Here is a 13,905-nt window from a genome sequence, read left to right on the forward strand (position 1 = left end):
CGAAATTATCATTTTGCAACTTATTAAGTCAGGGTAATCACGCCTATGAAACCTCGTCAGCGTCAGGCTGCCATACTGGAGCATCTGCAAAAGCAGGGCAAATGCTCGGTTGAAGAACTGGCCCACTACTTTGACACGACCGGCACGACCATTCGCAAAGACCTGGTCATTCTGGAAAATGCCGGAACCGTCATTCGTACCTATGGCGGCGTGGTATTAAATAAAGACGAATCCGACCCGCCAATCGATCACAAAACGCTAATCAATACGCATAAAAAAGAGCAGATTGCCGAAGCCGCCGTCCGTTTTATACACGATGGCGACTCTATTATTCTGGATGCGGGTAGCACCGTACTGCAGATGGTGCCAATGCTCACGCGCTTTAGCAACATCACCGTCATGACCAACAGTCTGCACATTGTTAACGCCCTTTCGGAGCTGGACAACGAGCAAACTATCCTGATGCCCGGCGGGACCTTTCGCAAAAAATCTGCGTCATTTCACGGTCAGCTGGCAGAAAACGCCTTTGAGCAGTTCAGCTTTGATAAACTCTTCATGGGCACCGACGGCATTGACCTTAATGCCGGCGTGACCACCTTTAATGAGGTGTTTAGCGTCAGTAAAGCGATGTGCAATGCCGCTCGCGAAGTGATTCTGATGGCTGACTCGTCAAAATTTGGGCGCAAAAGCCCTAATGTTGTATGCAGTCTGGAAAGCGTCGACAAGCTGATTACCGATGCGGGCATCGACCCTGCGTTTCGTCAGGCGCTGGAAGCAAAAGGGATTGAAGTGATCATAACCGGAGAAACCAATGAGTGATGCACTACTGAACGCGGGCCGTCAGACGTTAATGCTGGAACTACAGGAAGCCAGCCGACTGCCAGAACGCCTGGGCGATGATTTTGTCCGCGCCGCCAATACGATTATCCACTGTGAAGGCAAAGTCATTGTCTCCGGTATTGGTAAATCAGGTCATATTGGCAAAAAAATTGCGGCGACCCTCGCCAGCACCGGCACGCCCGCCTTTTTTGTGCATCCGGCGGAAGCGCTGCACGGCGACTTAGGGATGATCGAAAGCCGTGATGTCATGCTGTTTATCTCCTACTCCGGCGGTGCGAAAGAGCTGGATCTCATCATCCCACGCCTGGAAGACAAATCCGTCGCACTGCTGGCAATGACCGGAAAACCGACCTCACCGTTGGGTCTGGCAGCCAAAGCCGTGCTGGATATTTCCGTTGAGCGCGAAGCCTGTCCGATGCGCCTGGCACCGACGTCCAGCACCGTAAATACGTTGATGATGGGCGACGCGCTGGCGATCGCCGTAATGCAGGCGCGCGGCTTTAACGAAGAAGATTTTGCCCGCTCACATCCGGCAGGTGCGCTGGGCGCTCGTCTGTTAAATAAAGTGCATCATCTGATGCGCCGTGACGATGCCATACCTCAGGTGAAGCTCACCACCAGCGTTATGGACGCGATGCTGGAACTCAGCCGCACGGGTCTTGGCCTGGTCGCGGTCTGCGACGACCAGTCACTGGTGAAAGGGGTCTTTACCGACGGTGACCTGCGCCGCTGGCTGGTTGGCGGCGGAGCGCTCACCACCCAGGTTATCGAAGCTATGACTCAGAATGGCATTACGCTGCAGGCGCAGAGCCGCGCGATTGACGCCAAAGAGATCCTGATGAAGCGTAAAATCACTGCCGCACCGGTGGTCGATGAAAACGGTAAACTCACCGGTGCTATCAACCTGCAGGATTTCTATCAGGCCGGTATTATCTAATCCTTCAGACCCAGACGTTTCGCCAGCCGGTGCAGGTTGGCAACGTCTGTTTCCAGCGCCCGCGCGCTTGCCGCCCAACTGTGATTATTTTGCGCCAGTGCCCGGCGGATCATCTCCCGCTGGAACGACTCTGTTGCTTCACGCAGATTGTGATGTTGTGGGATCTCCGCAACAACTTCCGCCACCTGCGGAGCCGGACCTTCATCCTGCAAGGCAAAATGCTGCGCCTCCAGCACCACTTCATCCCCTGCCCTGGTAGCCCTGGCCAGAACTACCGCCCGGTGAATGGCATGCTCCAGCTCGCGCACGTTTCCGGGCCAGCCGTAATTCAACAAATGGCTACGCGCGCCGGGGCTTAACACCACGCGGGAAAGACCCAGCCGCAGTCGACATTGCTCGCAAAAATAACCGGCCAGCAGCACCACATCTTCGCCGCGCTCACGAAGAGGCGGTACAGAAAGGGGGAAAACGCTCAGACGGTGGAACAAATCCGCGCGGAAATTCCCGGCCAGCACCTCTTCGCGTAAATCACGGTTCGTCGCCGCCAGCACCCGCACATCCACGCGCAGGCTGCGATCGTCACCGACGCGCTGAATATCGCCGTACTGCAATACGCGCAGCAGCTTAGCCTGTAGCGCCAGCGAGAGTTCGCCTATCTCGTCGAGAAACAGCGTCCCATTGTCGGCCATTTCAAACTTACCGCTACGATTGCTGATAGCCCCGGTAAATGCACCTTTTACGTGACCAAACAGCTCACTTTCGGCTACGGTTTCCGGCAACGCCGCGCAGTTCAGATACACCAGTGGATTCACCGCGCGCGGCGAACCTTCATGGATAGCTTTAGCCACCAGCTCCTTCCCGGTTCCTGTTTCGCCGCTAATCAGCACGTTGAGATCGGACCCCGCCACAATCTCAATTTCTTTTTTCAACTGCATCATATTGGGCGACAGGCCAATCATCTGGGTTTCCGTCACCTGCTCAAAGTTGGTTGACGAACCTGGCAGCATATTCTGGCTTTCCAGTTGTTCAATCAGCAGCGCATTGCTCAGCGCACCCGCCGCCAGCGCGGCAATCAGCCTAAGCTCCTCATCGCTGAAAACATCGAACTGATCGGGCTCCATGCCATCCAGGGTTAACGCACCAATCAAATTTTGACCGGCGAACAACGGCAGCCCAATACAGGCATGCACCTTCAGACTCTCCTGCCCCGGAATCAGACCATCATATGGGTCTGGCAAATCGCTGTCGGCAGGGAAACGAACCACGTCTCCGGCGCGGGCAATCGCCTCCAGACGCGGATGCCCTTCCAGAGTAAAGCGTCTGCCGAGAACATCCTGCGCCAGCCCATCGATCGCCAGCGGAATAAACTGTCGCGACTCGTAGCGCAGCAGTGCCGACGCGTCGCACTCCAGCACCTGACGCAAAGTGGTTATCAGACGTTGAAAACGGTCCTGATGTCCAATACCGCTTTGTAATTCAATGGCGATGCCCGCCAGCACGTCTACGGAAAAGCTCATGACTACCTCATTGTCATTTTGACAATTCATATTGTCATATTGACAATAAAATAAATAGTCATTTTGACTACCACTTAATAAGCACAAAACAATAAAAACATTAAAATCAATAAGATAAAAAGTTGGCACGCAACCTGCAGTAAGCAAAACATCTTTTTTAGAAAAACGCTGAATTAATTACTGAGGTTGCTATGTCTATTCTGGTTAAAAATAACATTCATTGGGTTGGCCAACGTGACTGGGAAGTTCGTGATTTCCACGGGACTGAATACAAAACGCTGCGCGGCAGCAGCTACAACAGCTATCTCATCCGTGAAGAAAAAAATGTCCTGATCGATACAGTAGACCATAAGTTTAGCCGTGAATTCGTACAGAACCTGCGCAGTGAAATTGACCTCGCGGATATCGACTACATCATCATTAACCACGCGGAAGAAGACCATGCAGGGGCGCTGACTGAGCTGATGTCCTGCATCCCGGACACGCCGATTTACTGCACAGCCAACGCCATTGACTCCATCAACGGGCATCACCATCACCCGGAGTGGAATTTCAACGTGGTGAAAACCGGTGATTCACTGGACATTGGAAACGGCAAACAGCTGATCTTCGTTGAAACGCCAATGCTGCACTGGCCTGACAGCATGATGACCTACATGACCGGCGACGCGGTGCTGTTCAGTAACGACGCCTTCGGCCAGCACTACTGCGACGAACGTCTGTTTAACGACGAAGTTGACCAGACCGAACTGTTCGAACAGTGCCAGCGTTACTACGCCAACATTCTGACGCCGTTCAGCCGTCTGGTTACACCGAAAATTACTGAGATCCTCGGCTTCAACCTGCCTGTCGATATGATTGCTACTTCCCACGGCGTGGTATGGCGCGACAACCCGACGCAAATCGTGGAAATGTACCTGAAATGGGCGGCGGATTATCAGGAAGACCGCATCACCATTTTCTACGACACCATGTCCAACAACACCCGCATGATGGCGGACGCCATAGCCCAGGGCATCAACGAAGTTGACCCGAACGTGGCAGTGAAAATCTTTAACGTCGCCCGTAGCGATAAGAACGAAGTTCTGACTAACGTCTTCCGCTCTAAAGGCGTGCTGGTCGGTACTTCGACGATGAACAACGTGATGATGCCAAAAATCGCCGGTTTGGTGGAAGAGATGACCGGCCTGCGTTTTCGTAACAAACGCGCCAGCGCCTTTGGCTCACACGGCTGGAGCGGCGGCGCAGTAGACCGTTTGTCTACGCGTTTGCAGGATGCTGGTTTCGAAATGTCGCTGAGCCTGAAGGCGAAATGGCGTCCGGACCTGGATGCACTGGAACTATGCCGCCAGCACGGCCGTGAAATCGCGCGTCAGTGGGCGCTTGCGCCACTGCCGGAAACAACCGTGAAAGCCGCATCCAAAGAAGAAGAATGCGCTTGCGCCGCTGCGGCTGCCGCCGATCTTGGACCTAGCATGCAGTGCAGCGTGTGCCAGTGGATTTACGACCCGGCAAAAGGTGAACCGCTGCAGGATGTCGCGCCGGGAACACCGTGGAGCGACGTGCCGGATAACTTCCTGTGCCCGGAATGTTCATTAGGTAAAGACGTCTTCGACGTCCTGGCAACGGAGGCAAAATGAGCCGCGGAATTGTCATTATTGGTTCGGGCTTCGCCGCCCGCCAGTTAGTCAAAAATATCCGTAAGCAGGATGCAAATGTCCCGCTGACCCTGATTGCTGCAGACAGCATGGATGAGTACAACAAGCCCGATCTCAGCCATGTTATCAGTCAGTCACAGCGTGCAGACGACCTCACCCGCCAGTCGGCGGGGGAGTTTGCCGAACAGTTTAATTTGCGCCTGTTCCCGCACACCTGGGTAACCGACATCGATGCTGATGCCCACGTAGTGAAAAGCCAGGATCAGCAGTGGCAGTACGACAAACTGGTGCTGGCGACGGGCGCGTCAGCCTTTGTACCGCCGGTTACCGGACGTGAGTTAATGCTCACATTGAACAGCCAACAAGAGTATCGCGCTTGTGAAACACAGCTGCGTGATGCCCAGCGGGTGCTGATTGTCGGCGGCGGCTTGATTGGCAGTGAACTGGCGATGGATTTCTGTCGTGCCGGTAAAGCGGTAACGCTTATCGACAACGCCGCCAGCATTCTGGCTTCGCTGATGCCACCGGAAGTTAGCAGTCGCTTACAGCATCGTCTGACCGATATGGGCGTACACCTGCTGTTGAAATCACAGCTTCAGGGGCTGGAGAAAACGGCGTCAGGTATTTGTGCCACGCTCGATCGTAGCCGCAGCGTAGAAGTCGATACGGTGATCGCCGCCACCGGCTTACGCCCGGAGACCGCACTGGCGCGTCGTGCCGGATTGAACATCAATCGTGGCGTCTGCGTCGATAGCTACCTGCAAACCAGCCACCCGGACATTTATGCTCTCGGCGACTGTGCGGAGATTAACGGTCAGGTGCTCCCTTTCCTGCAGCCGATTCAGCTGAGCGCCATGTATCTGGCGAAAAACCTGCTCGGCGGCAATGCGCCATTGAAACTGCCAGCCATGCTGGTAAAAGTCAAAACGCCAGAACTGCCTCTGCATTTGGCCGGGGAAACCCAGCGCCGCGATCTAAACTGGCACATCGCCGCCGAAGCGCAGGGAATGGTTGCCAGAGGGATGAACGACGAAGGCCAGCTGTGTGCGTTTGTCGTCAGTGAAGACCGCATGAAAGAGGCCTTTGCGCTGCTGAAAACGTTGCCCGTGTAAGTCCGGGATGCCGGATGGCGCCGCTTCGCGTCTTATCCGGCCTACGACTTTGCCCGGCAACGCTGCTACTGATTTATTAACCTCACGCACATGGATGTGCGTTGCCACTTGTCGGTATGCCCCTACATGTTTTCCTTGCCCCGCCAGTCCCGGGGCTTTTTTTATTTTTTCGCCAATGCTCGCGCTGCGGCAATCACGCCCTGCCCCAATGACAACCCGCCGTCGCCCGCCGGTAAACGCTGCGGGAACAGTAAGGTAAAATCACGCAGATAAAACGCCAGACGGGCCGACAATAAGCGGTTATGCATCACGCCACCGCTAAATACTAACGTCTTAATCCCGCGAGCTTCGGCCTGCATTCGCATCAGAGTGGCAAACCCACGCGCCAGCGCGTCGTGAAACGCCCACGCCCTTTCTGCTGGTTTGGCCTGCCAGTTCAGCCATTGCTGCCAAAAAACTGCTAAGTCCAGCTGATTGTCATCAAGCGGCACCGTGACTGGGTGATCAACGCCATCACATTGCGATGCCATCGCCTCAAGCGCACAGGCCGCTTCACCTTCATAACTCAATGATTCCGGTGCACATTGCAACGCGGCGGCAACGGCATCAAACAGTCGTCCGCACGATGACGCCAGCGGAGCGTTAATTCCCCGTTCAATAGCGCGCGCCAGCACGTTCCAGTTTTGATGTTGCAGCACCGATGTTTCCGGATAACGCTGCCAGTCAGGAACAAAACGCAGGCACTGCGCGAGCAGATTACGCCACGGCTGTTTTGCCGCCAGATCGCCGCCCGCCAGCGCTACCGCCGGTAAGCCGCCAAGGTGTTCACATTCACGATAGTTAACCCGCAAACACTCTCCACCCCACAGCGCGCCGTTTTCCCCCATACCGATACCGTCTAGCGTCAGAGCAATCACATCACCGCCATTGAGCGGCCAGCCGTGCTCCGCAAGACACGCAGCGGCATGCGCATGGTGATGCAGCACCGTTTCAGTTGGCAGCTCCATTTCACTGGCCCACTGGCTGGAAACATAGCCTGGGTGTGCATCATGCACGATACGCTGCGGCGTAAAGTCATAAATGTTCTGGATCAGGCGTAGCGCATCACGCCACTGTTGCTGAATGCCGTCATCGCTAAGATCACCCAAATGCTGGCTGATAACCGCCTGCTCGCCGCGCACCAGACAGAAAGTATTTTTCAGATCCGCACCTAAGCACAGCATCGGCGGCACGTCGCGAAATCCTGGCGGTAGTGCGACCGCATCTGGCACATATCCCCGGGAACGACGCAGCATTTCCCCACTGTCACGCACCACGGAGTCATCCATCCGCTGCACAATTTCGCGATTATGCAGCAGGAAACCGTCGGCAATGTCATGTAAATCTTCCAGCGCCTGGGCGTTAGTAATGGCCGGAGGCCTGCCGCTGAGGTTGCCAGAGGTCATCACCAGTGGACAATTCATCTCTTGTAAGAGTAAATGCTGTAACGGATTCGCTGGCAGCATGACGCCAACCTCCGTTAACCCCGGCGCAATGCCCTCGCTCAATGCCGCGACATAGCGTTTCTGCACCAGCACGATCGGCGCAGCAGGGGTAGTAAGCAAACGACGAGCGGGTTCAGGCAATCCCTCATCAGAGGGCAGCATCACTGCCAGAGGTTTCGCCGGACGGTGTTTGCGCAGCCTGAGTAGCGCTACGGCGTTATCATTTCGCGCATCGCACACCAGATGAAACCCACCAATGCCTTTAACCGCCACAATACCGCCTGCTTTCAGCCGCGATACCGCCGCCTGCAGCGCCTCTTCTTTCTCCGCTCGCTCACCCGCACAGAACCACTCCAGATGAGGGCCGCATGCCGGACAAGCCACTGGCTGGGCGTGGAATCGACGGTCGTACGGATCGCGATACTCTTTGTCACATTGCGCGCAGAGTGGGAATGACGCCATTACGGTAAACGGACGATCGTAGGGCATCGCGCGGATAATCGTAAAACGCGGACCACAGTGGGTGCAGTTGATAAAGGGGTATCGGTAACGACGTTCGCCGGGGGTGTTCATTTCTACAAGGCATTCGGGACAGGTCGCGGCGTCCGGAACGATTTGCGTATTCATCGTACCGCCAGCACTTTGACGAATCGAGAAATCGGCAGGCTGCTGCGTCCAGGCGAATGGTTCACTCTCAACGCTGTCAATGCGCGCCAGCGGTGGGCAGTGTTGATGCAACTGCGCAATAAACTCCGCCGGATCTTCCTGTAAGCGCACAACCACACCGTCACCGTCGTTACACACATCGCCATGCAGTTGTAAGCGCTGCGCCAGTTGCCAGACGTAGGGGCGAAATCCGACGCCCTGTACTTTGCCGCGAATACGCAGCTGTACGCCGGAGTGGTTGTTTATTGTCATTAAGTCGTTCCCGCAGTCATCTATCCCGGTTTGCCTGATGGCGCTACGCTTATCAGGCCTACGTGGATACGAACAGTAGGCCGGATAAGGCAAAGCCGCCATCCGGCATAAGTACTACCGTATTTTACGCGGATTTTCAGATATCAGAACAGCAAAGATGCGGTGGAATCCAGCGCGGCGCGACGACGTTTTTCCGCGCTCAGTTGCTCAAGCTTATTGCGATCCACATATATCAGTGCGTGAGTCGGGCACACTTCCATACAGGCAGGACCGGCCTCACGATGGTGGCACAGGTCGCACTTATTGGCTTCAGCTTTTTCTGCACGGACGTTCAGACCTGCGCCGCTGTTACGCACGACCGGACGCACGACCACTTCCATTGCGCCGTAAGGACAAGCCACAACGCAGGTTTTACAGCCAATGCAGCGTTCCTGCATTACGTGGACAAAACCTTTATCACGGCTGATCGCACCGTTCGGACAGACGTTAGCGCACGGCGCGTCTTCGCACTGGCGGCACAGCGTCGCCGTGGAGACATTAACGCCTTTGATGACGTGAATGCGGGGTAAAAAGGTTTCAGGGGTCAGCGATGCGCAGTCCTGGTTATCCTGATGGGATACCACGCAGGCCACTTCACAGGTACGGCAACCAATGCATTTATTGGCGTCTGCAATGATGAAACGGTTCATCAATTTCTCCAGCAATGACAGAATATCTGCCGAAGCATACACAAATCGTGCCAGAATTTAATTTGCTGTTATTAAAGGAATTTTATTATAAAAAACGCAAGAAGGGCGTGTCATCGTCACTAGTGACGATGACAAATGACAGCCGTCAGCGCGAAACGAGCGGCACAACTGAGTCGCGCGCAATGAGTTCACCGGTGAAGGTCTTTGACGGCGTAAACGCCCCGTCACCTAGCATAAAGATCAGACGCCCAATCGTTTCCTGAATCATTTCTGTTACCGGAATTTTAACGCTGGAAAGCGCCGGAATAGTGTATGGCGCGAGGGCGATATCATCAAAGCCAATCACCGACACCTGTGCGGGAACGCTCACACCATGCTCGTGCAACTGCTTCATCGCGCCGATCGCCATATCGTCATTGCTGGCCACCAATGCGGTAAAATTGACCTTGCGCGAAAGCAAAGTATCCACACCCGCTGCGCCGCAGGCTGGCGTCCATTTCCCTTTAACAATCAGATCATTATTTAGCGCGATCCCATGATGTGCCAGCGCGTCTTTATAGCCTGAAAGTCGCTCCACGCCGGTTGGCGAATCCATCGAGCCGGTAATAAAACCAATCTCTTTATGCCCGGCGGCAATGAGCTGAGTAACGGCGTTAAAGCTGGTCTGCTTTTGATCGCACCATACGCTATGGCTACTGTTTTTCCGCAGGCGTCGATTAAGCACCATAATCGGCTGGCTGTGGGCATCGATGATGTCATCTATCTCATCCACGCTGAGAAAACGCGGATAAATCATAATCGCGTCACAGCGCAGGTCGAGCAGGTACTGGATCGCCTGGCGCTCTTCCTCAGCGCTATGCTTACCGTCAGCCAGTAACAGCTGGCGCCCTTTATCTTCCGCCATCCGCGCGGTATGAAACAGCAGTTCGCTGAAATAGACGCCGTGATAAAGGGTGTTTGTTACCACCAGACCCAGTGTCTGCGTGGTTTTCGCCGCGAGACTGCGCGCCAGCAAATTTGGGCGGTAACCACTCTCTTCAATGGCCTGAAACACGCGGTCTTTGGTTTCCTGGCTGACATAGCCGTTTCCGGAAAGCACCCGGGAAACCGTCGCTTTCGACACTCCGGCACGCTTCGCCACCTCCAGCATCGTGGTCATATTACTCATCCCTTTTCTCTCAATGTGACGCAGTGTACTGCACCGTTTTGCCGCTGTCCTTGCTGCTAAATCGCAGACGCTGACATCTGGTGATCGGAATCACAATTACAAAAATTGATCAAAATTAAATCTTGATCAGTTAATGCAATTTAAACATGATTTTGTGGAACCGGTTTCCTATCTGCGTTTCATCAACCCAGAAAAGCGACCCACGTAAACGGATAAAAAATAACGTACTCTACTGATAAAACAGGATTAAATCCGATGTCCAAGAATTATGCAGCGCTGGCGCGCTCCGTTGTGACGGCTCTGGGAGGCGTCGACAACATCACAGCAGTGACCCACTGTATGACCCGTTTGCGTTTCGTTATCAAAGATGACTCGCAGGTCGACAGCGCGACGCTGAAAACCCTCACTGGCGTGCTCGGCGTGGTGCGCAACGAGAACCAGTGCCAAGTGATTATCGGCAACACCGTTTCGCAGGCGTATCGTGAAGTGGTCAGCCTGTTGCCTGCCAACATGCAGCCTGCTGAGCCGCAAATCAAACCCCGACTGACGCTGAAGCGGATTGGCGCTGGGATCCTTGATGCGCTGATCGGCACAATGTCGCCGTTGATCCCGGCGATTATCGGCGGATCAATGCTCAAGCTGCTGGCGATGGTTCTGGAAATGACCGGCGTGCTGGTGAAAGGATCGTCCACGCTCACCATTCTGACCGTCATTGGCGACGGTGCATTCTTCTTCCTGCCGCTGATGGTCGCCGCGTCGGCCGCTATCAAATTCAAAACCAACATGTCGCTGGCTATCGCCATCGCGGGCGTACTGGTGCATCCCAGCTTTATCGACCTGATGGCGAAGGCCGCGCAGGGTGAGCACGTTGAGTTTGCCCTGATCCCAGTGACGGCGGTGAAATACACCTACACGGTGATCCCGGCGCTGGTCATGACCTGGTGCTTGTCATACATCGAACGTTGGGTCGATCGTATAACTCCGGCGGTGACCAAAAACTTCCTCAAACCGATGCTGATCGTGCTGATCGCCGCCCCGCTCGCCATCGTCATCATTGGCCCGATCGGTATCTGGATCGGTAGCGCGATTTCAGCGCTGGTCTATACCATCCACGGCTATCTCGGCTGGCTGTCAGTGGCCATTATGGGCGCGCTGTGGCCGCTGCTGGTAATGACCGGTATGCACCGTGTCTTTACGCCAACCATTATTCAGACCATTGCCGAAACCGGAAAAGAAGGCATGGTGATGCCATCGGAAATTGGCGCCAATTTGTCGTTAGGTGGTTCATCGCTGGCAGTGGCATGGAAAACCAAAAACCCGGAGCTGCGCCAGACGGCGTTGGCGGCCGCCGCCTCAGCCATCATGGCGGGCATTTCCGAACCCGCGCTGTATGGCGTGGCAATCCGCCTGAAACGTCCGCTGATTGCGAGCCTTATCAGCGGTTTTATCTGCGGTGCTGTTGCTGGAATGGCCGGGCTTGCAAGCCACTCCATGGCGGCTCCAGGTCTGTTCACCAGCGTCCAGTTTTTCGATCCGGCCAATCCGATGACCATCGTTTGGGTATTTGGCGTAATGGCGCTGGCGGTAGTGCTTTCTTTTGTATTAACGCTGATTCTCGGCTTTGAAGATATTCCTGTCGAAGATGCAGCCGCGCAGGCCAGAAAAAACCAGGCCGCACAACCGGGCAATATCAATGGAGCCAGCATTTGACTGGTATGAACTGAGGTTAATTATGTCTGTTTTTCCGCAAGGATTTTTATGGGGCGGCGCACTGGCCGCCAACCAGTCTGAAGGGGCATACCGGGAAGGCGGCAAAGGGCTGACTACCGTCGATATGATCCCCCACGGCACACACCGCATACCCGTCAAACTGGGTCAGGAAAAGCGCTTTACGCTGCGGGATGACGAATTTTATCCCAGCCATCAGGCGATCGACTTTTATCATCGCTATAAAGAAGATATCGCGCTGATGGCGGAAATGGGGTTTACGGTTTTTCGGACTTCCATTGCCTGGAGCCGCCTCTACCCTAACGGCGACGAGCTGACGCCGAATGAAGACGGAATCGCGTTTTATCGGGCCGTGTTTGCCGAGTGTAAAAAATACGGTATTGAGCCATTAGTCACGCTGTGTCACTTCGATGTGCCTATGCATCTGGTCACCGAGTACGGCTCCTGGCGTAACCGCAAAATGGTGGAGTTCTTTACCCGCTACGCCCGTACCTGCTTCGAGGCCTTTGACGGTCTGGTGAAGTACTGGCTGACGTTCAACGAAATCAACATCATGCTGCACAGCCCCTTTTCAGGCGCCGGGCTGGTATTTGAAGAAGGTGAAAATCAGGATCAGGTAAAATATCAGTCCGCTCACCACGAACTGATAGCCAGCGCCCTGGCGACTAAAATAGCCCATGAAATTAATCCGCAAAACCAGGTCGGTTGTATGCTGGCTGGCGGTAATTTTTATCCTTACTCGTGTAAGCCGGAAGATGTGTGGACCGCACTGGAAAAAGACCGTGAAAACCTGTTCTTCATTGATGTGCAGGCGCGCGGGGCCTACCCGGCTTACTCTGCCCGCGTGTTTCGCGAAAAAGGCGTGGTAATCGAAAAAGCCCCGGAAGACGACGACATCCTGAAAAACACCGTCGATTTCGTCTCTTTCAGCTATTACGCATCGCGCTGCGCCTCCGCTGAAATGAACTCGGGCAATACCAACGCTGCCAACGTGGTGAAGTCGCTGCGTAATCCGTACATTGCCGCCAGTGAATGGGGCTGGGGAATCGATCCGCTCGGCCTGCGCATCACCATGAATATGATGTATGACCGCTACCAGAAACCGCTGTTTCTGGTGGAAAACGGGCTGGGAGCGAAAGATGAAATTGATGCCAACGGTGAGATCAATGACGACTATCGCATCAGCTATTTACGCGAACATATTCGCGCCATGGCAGATGCGATTGAAGATGGCGTGCCGCTGATGGGTTACACCTCCTGGGGCTGTATCGATCTGGTTTCAGCCTCAACCGGTGAGATGAGCAAACGCTACGGTTTTGTATATGTGGACCGCGATGACGCGGGCAACGGCACGCTGGCACGTACACGCAAGAAATCATTCTGGTGGTACAAAAAAGTCATCGCCAGTAACGGTGCCGATCTGGCATGACGGATCTGCCGGAGGGGGTTACAGCCTTCCGGCAGAAGTATATATTTTCATTTCATTTATTACATTCCGGATTTGGAATCGTCCTTCCAGTTTCAGGTTTGCCCTCCCCCTTTTTTACTGGCATTTTATTCAGTAGTTTTTAATCCTGGCCGTTCACCACAAGGAAGCGTGCATGTTTGATAAAAAGGGCAAAACAGCAGTGGCAATCACCAAACCAGTACGTCGCTTGAAAGTCAGCTATGTCAGAAAACGCCATGAAGATCCAAAAACGGGTTATACGCGACGAATCAGTCGTCACGCCTCACTCACGCTGAACGGCGACTGGCTGGAACAAGCGGGATTTCCGACCGGTACGGCAGTGAATGTATCAGTGATGCAGGGGAAATTAATTATTGAGCAGGCAATTGAATGACGAGGATACACTG

General features: G+C 54.4%; 11 protein-coding genes. 7 read left to right on the forward strand and 4 right to left on the reverse strand.

Annotated elements, in window-relative coordinates:
- Positions 1 to 45 precede the first annotated feature (45 nt).
- Entirely contained in the window at positions 46 to 819 is a 774-nt protein-coding gene (locus ACHHZ7_RS04730) for a DNA-binding transcriptional repressor (RefSeq protein WP_003037350.1), read from the forward strand.
- Positions 812 to 1,777 carry an arabinose-5-phosphate isomerase GutQ gene (gene gutQ, locus ACHHZ7_RS04735; protein ID WP_060683332.1) on the forward strand — a complete coding sequence of 322 codons (966 nt, stop codon included), beginning with the start codon at positions 812 to 814 and terminating at the stop codon, positions 1,775 to 1,777. Before ACHHZ7_RS04730 ends, gutQ begins: the two co-directional genes overlap by 8 nt.
- Here gutQ and norR read toward each other — a convergent pair.
- Positions 1,774 to 3,294, reverse strand: a complete 1,521-nt coding sequence (gene norR, locus ACHHZ7_RS04740) for a nitric oxide reductase transcriptional regulator NorR (RefSeq protein WP_048215691.1) — start codon at positions 3,292 to 3,294, stop codon at positions 1,774 to 1,776. The genes gutQ and norR overlap by 4 nt on opposite strands.
- A 191-nt stretch (positions 3,295 to 3,485) precedes the next feature.
- Here norR and norV point away from each other — a divergent pair, with 191 nt between their 5' ends.
- Positions 3,486 to 4,934 (forward strand): anaerobic nitric oxide reductase flavorubredoxin, encoded by a 1,449-nt coding sequence (gene norV, locus ACHHZ7_RS04745; RefSeq protein WP_008785624.1) that lies wholly within the window; start codon positions 3,486 to 3,488, stop codon positions 4,932 to 4,934.
- On the forward strand, positions 4,931 to 6,064 hold the full coding sequence (gene norW, locus ACHHZ7_RS04750; RefSeq protein ID WP_060683331.1) for an NADH:flavorubredoxin reductase NorW: 1,134 nt from the start codon (positions 4,931 to 4,933) through the stop codon (positions 6,062 to 6,064). The genes norV and norW overlap by 4 nt, the downstream gene beginning before the upstream one ends.
- Before the next feature lie 161 nt (positions 6,065 to 6,225).
- Here the strand turns inward: norW and hypF are convergent, their stop codons facing one another.
- The 3 genes from hypF to ACHHZ7_RS04765 all read right to left on the reverse strand — a co-directional run bounded on the left by hypF (position 6,226) and on the right by ACHHZ7_RS04765 (position 10,314).
- Positions 6,226 to 8,466: a carbamoyltransferase HypF gene (hypF, locus tag ACHHZ7_RS04755; RefSeq protein WP_060683330.1), complete on the reverse strand. Its 2,241-nt coding sequence runs from the start codon at positions 8,464 to 8,466 to the stop codon at positions 6,226 to 6,228.
- A gap of 143 nt (positions 8,467 to 8,609) precedes the next feature.
- Positions 8,610 to 9,155: an electron transport protein HydN gene (gene hydN, locus ACHHZ7_RS04760; protein ID WP_003037366.1), complete on the reverse strand. Its 546-nt coding sequence runs from the start codon at positions 9,153 to 9,155 to the stop codon at positions 8,610 to 8,612.
- A gap of 145 nt (positions 9,156 to 9,300) precedes the next feature.
- Complete coding sequence (locus ACHHZ7_RS04765; protein WP_060683329.1) at positions 9,301 to 10,314, reverse strand: LacI family DNA-binding transcriptional regulator; 1,014 nt, start codon at positions 10,312 to 10,314, stop codon at positions 9,301 to 9,303.
- A 264-nt stretch (positions 10,315 to 10,578) separates the two neighbouring features.
- Here ACHHZ7_RS04765 and ascF point away from each other — a divergent pair, with 264 nt between their 5' ends.
- The 3 genes from ascF (at position 10,579) to ACHHZ7_RS04780 (ending at position 13,892) form a co-directional block, all read left to right on the forward strand.
- A complete protein-coding gene (ascF, locus tag ACHHZ7_RS04770) occupies positions 10,579 to 12,033 on the forward strand; it encodes a PTS cellobiose/arbutin/salicin transporter subunit IIBC (RefSeq protein ID WP_032944740.1) in 1,455 nt (484 codons plus the stop codon).
- Positions 12,034 to 12,055: 22 nt separating this feature from the next.
- Positions 12,056 to 13,480 (forward strand): 6-phospho-beta-glucosidase, encoded by a 1,425-nt coding sequence (locus ACHHZ7_RS04775; protein WP_060683780.1) that lies wholly within the window; start codon positions 12,056 to 12,058, stop codon positions 13,478 to 13,480.
- Positions 13,481 to 13,652: 172 nt separating this feature from the next.
- Positions 13,653 to 13,892, forward strand: a complete 240-nt coding sequence (locus ACHHZ7_RS04780; RefSeq protein WP_008785630.1) for a SymE family type I addiction module toxin — start codon at positions 13,653 to 13,655, stop codon at positions 13,890 to 13,892.
- Positions 13,893 to 13,905 lie beyond the last annotated feature (13 nt).

The organism is Citrobacter freundii complex sp. 2024EL-00216, from assembly GCF_043945515.1.
Classification (GTDB): Bacteria; Pseudomonadota; Gammaproteobacteria; order Enterobacterales; family Enterobacteriaceae; genus Citrobacter; species Citrobacter portucalensis.

Bases quoted from the DNA above. Each gene is read 5' to 3' on its own strand.
- ACHHZ7_RS04730 (WP_003037350.1), top strand. From the start codon at position 46: ATGAAACCTCGTCAGCGTCAGGCTGCCATACTGGAGCATCTGCAAAAG.
- gutQ (WP_060683332.1), top strand. From the start codon at position 812: ATGAGTGATGCACTACTGAACGCGGGCCGTCAGACGTTAATGCTGGAA.
- norR (WP_048215691.1), bottom strand. From the start codon at position 3,294: ATGAGCTTTTCCGTAGACGTGCTGGCGGGCATCGCCATTGAATTACAA.
- norV (WP_008785624.1), top strand. From the start codon at position 3,486: ATGTCTATTCTGGTTAAAAATAACATTCATTGGGTTGGCCAACGTGAC.
- norW (WP_060683331.1), top strand. From the start codon at position 4,931: ATGAGCCGCGGAATTGTCATTATTGGTTCGGGCTTCGCCGCCCGCCAG.
- hypF (WP_060683330.1), bottom strand. From the start codon at position 8,466: ATGACAATAAACAACCACTCCGGCGTACAGCTGCGTATTCGCGGCAAA.
- hydN (WP_003037366.1), bottom strand. From the start codon at position 9,155: ATGAACCGTTTCATCATTGCAGACGCCAATAAATGCATTGGTTGCCGT.
- ACHHZ7_RS04765 (WP_060683329.1), bottom strand. From the start codon at position 10,314: ATGACCACGATGCTGGAGGTGGCGAAGCGTGCCGGAGTGTCGAAAGCG.
- ascF (WP_032944740.1), top strand. From the start codon at position 10,579: ATGTCCAAGAATTATGCAGCGCTGGCGCGCTCCGTTGTGACGGCTCTG.
- ACHHZ7_RS04775 (WP_060683780.1), top strand. From the start codon at position 12,056: ATGTCTGTTTTTCCGCAAGGATTTTTATGGGGCGGCGCACTGGCCGCC.
- ACHHZ7_RS04780 (WP_008785630.1), top strand. From the start codon at position 13,653: ATGTTTGATAAAAAGGGCAAAACAGCAGTGGCAATCACCAAACCAGTA.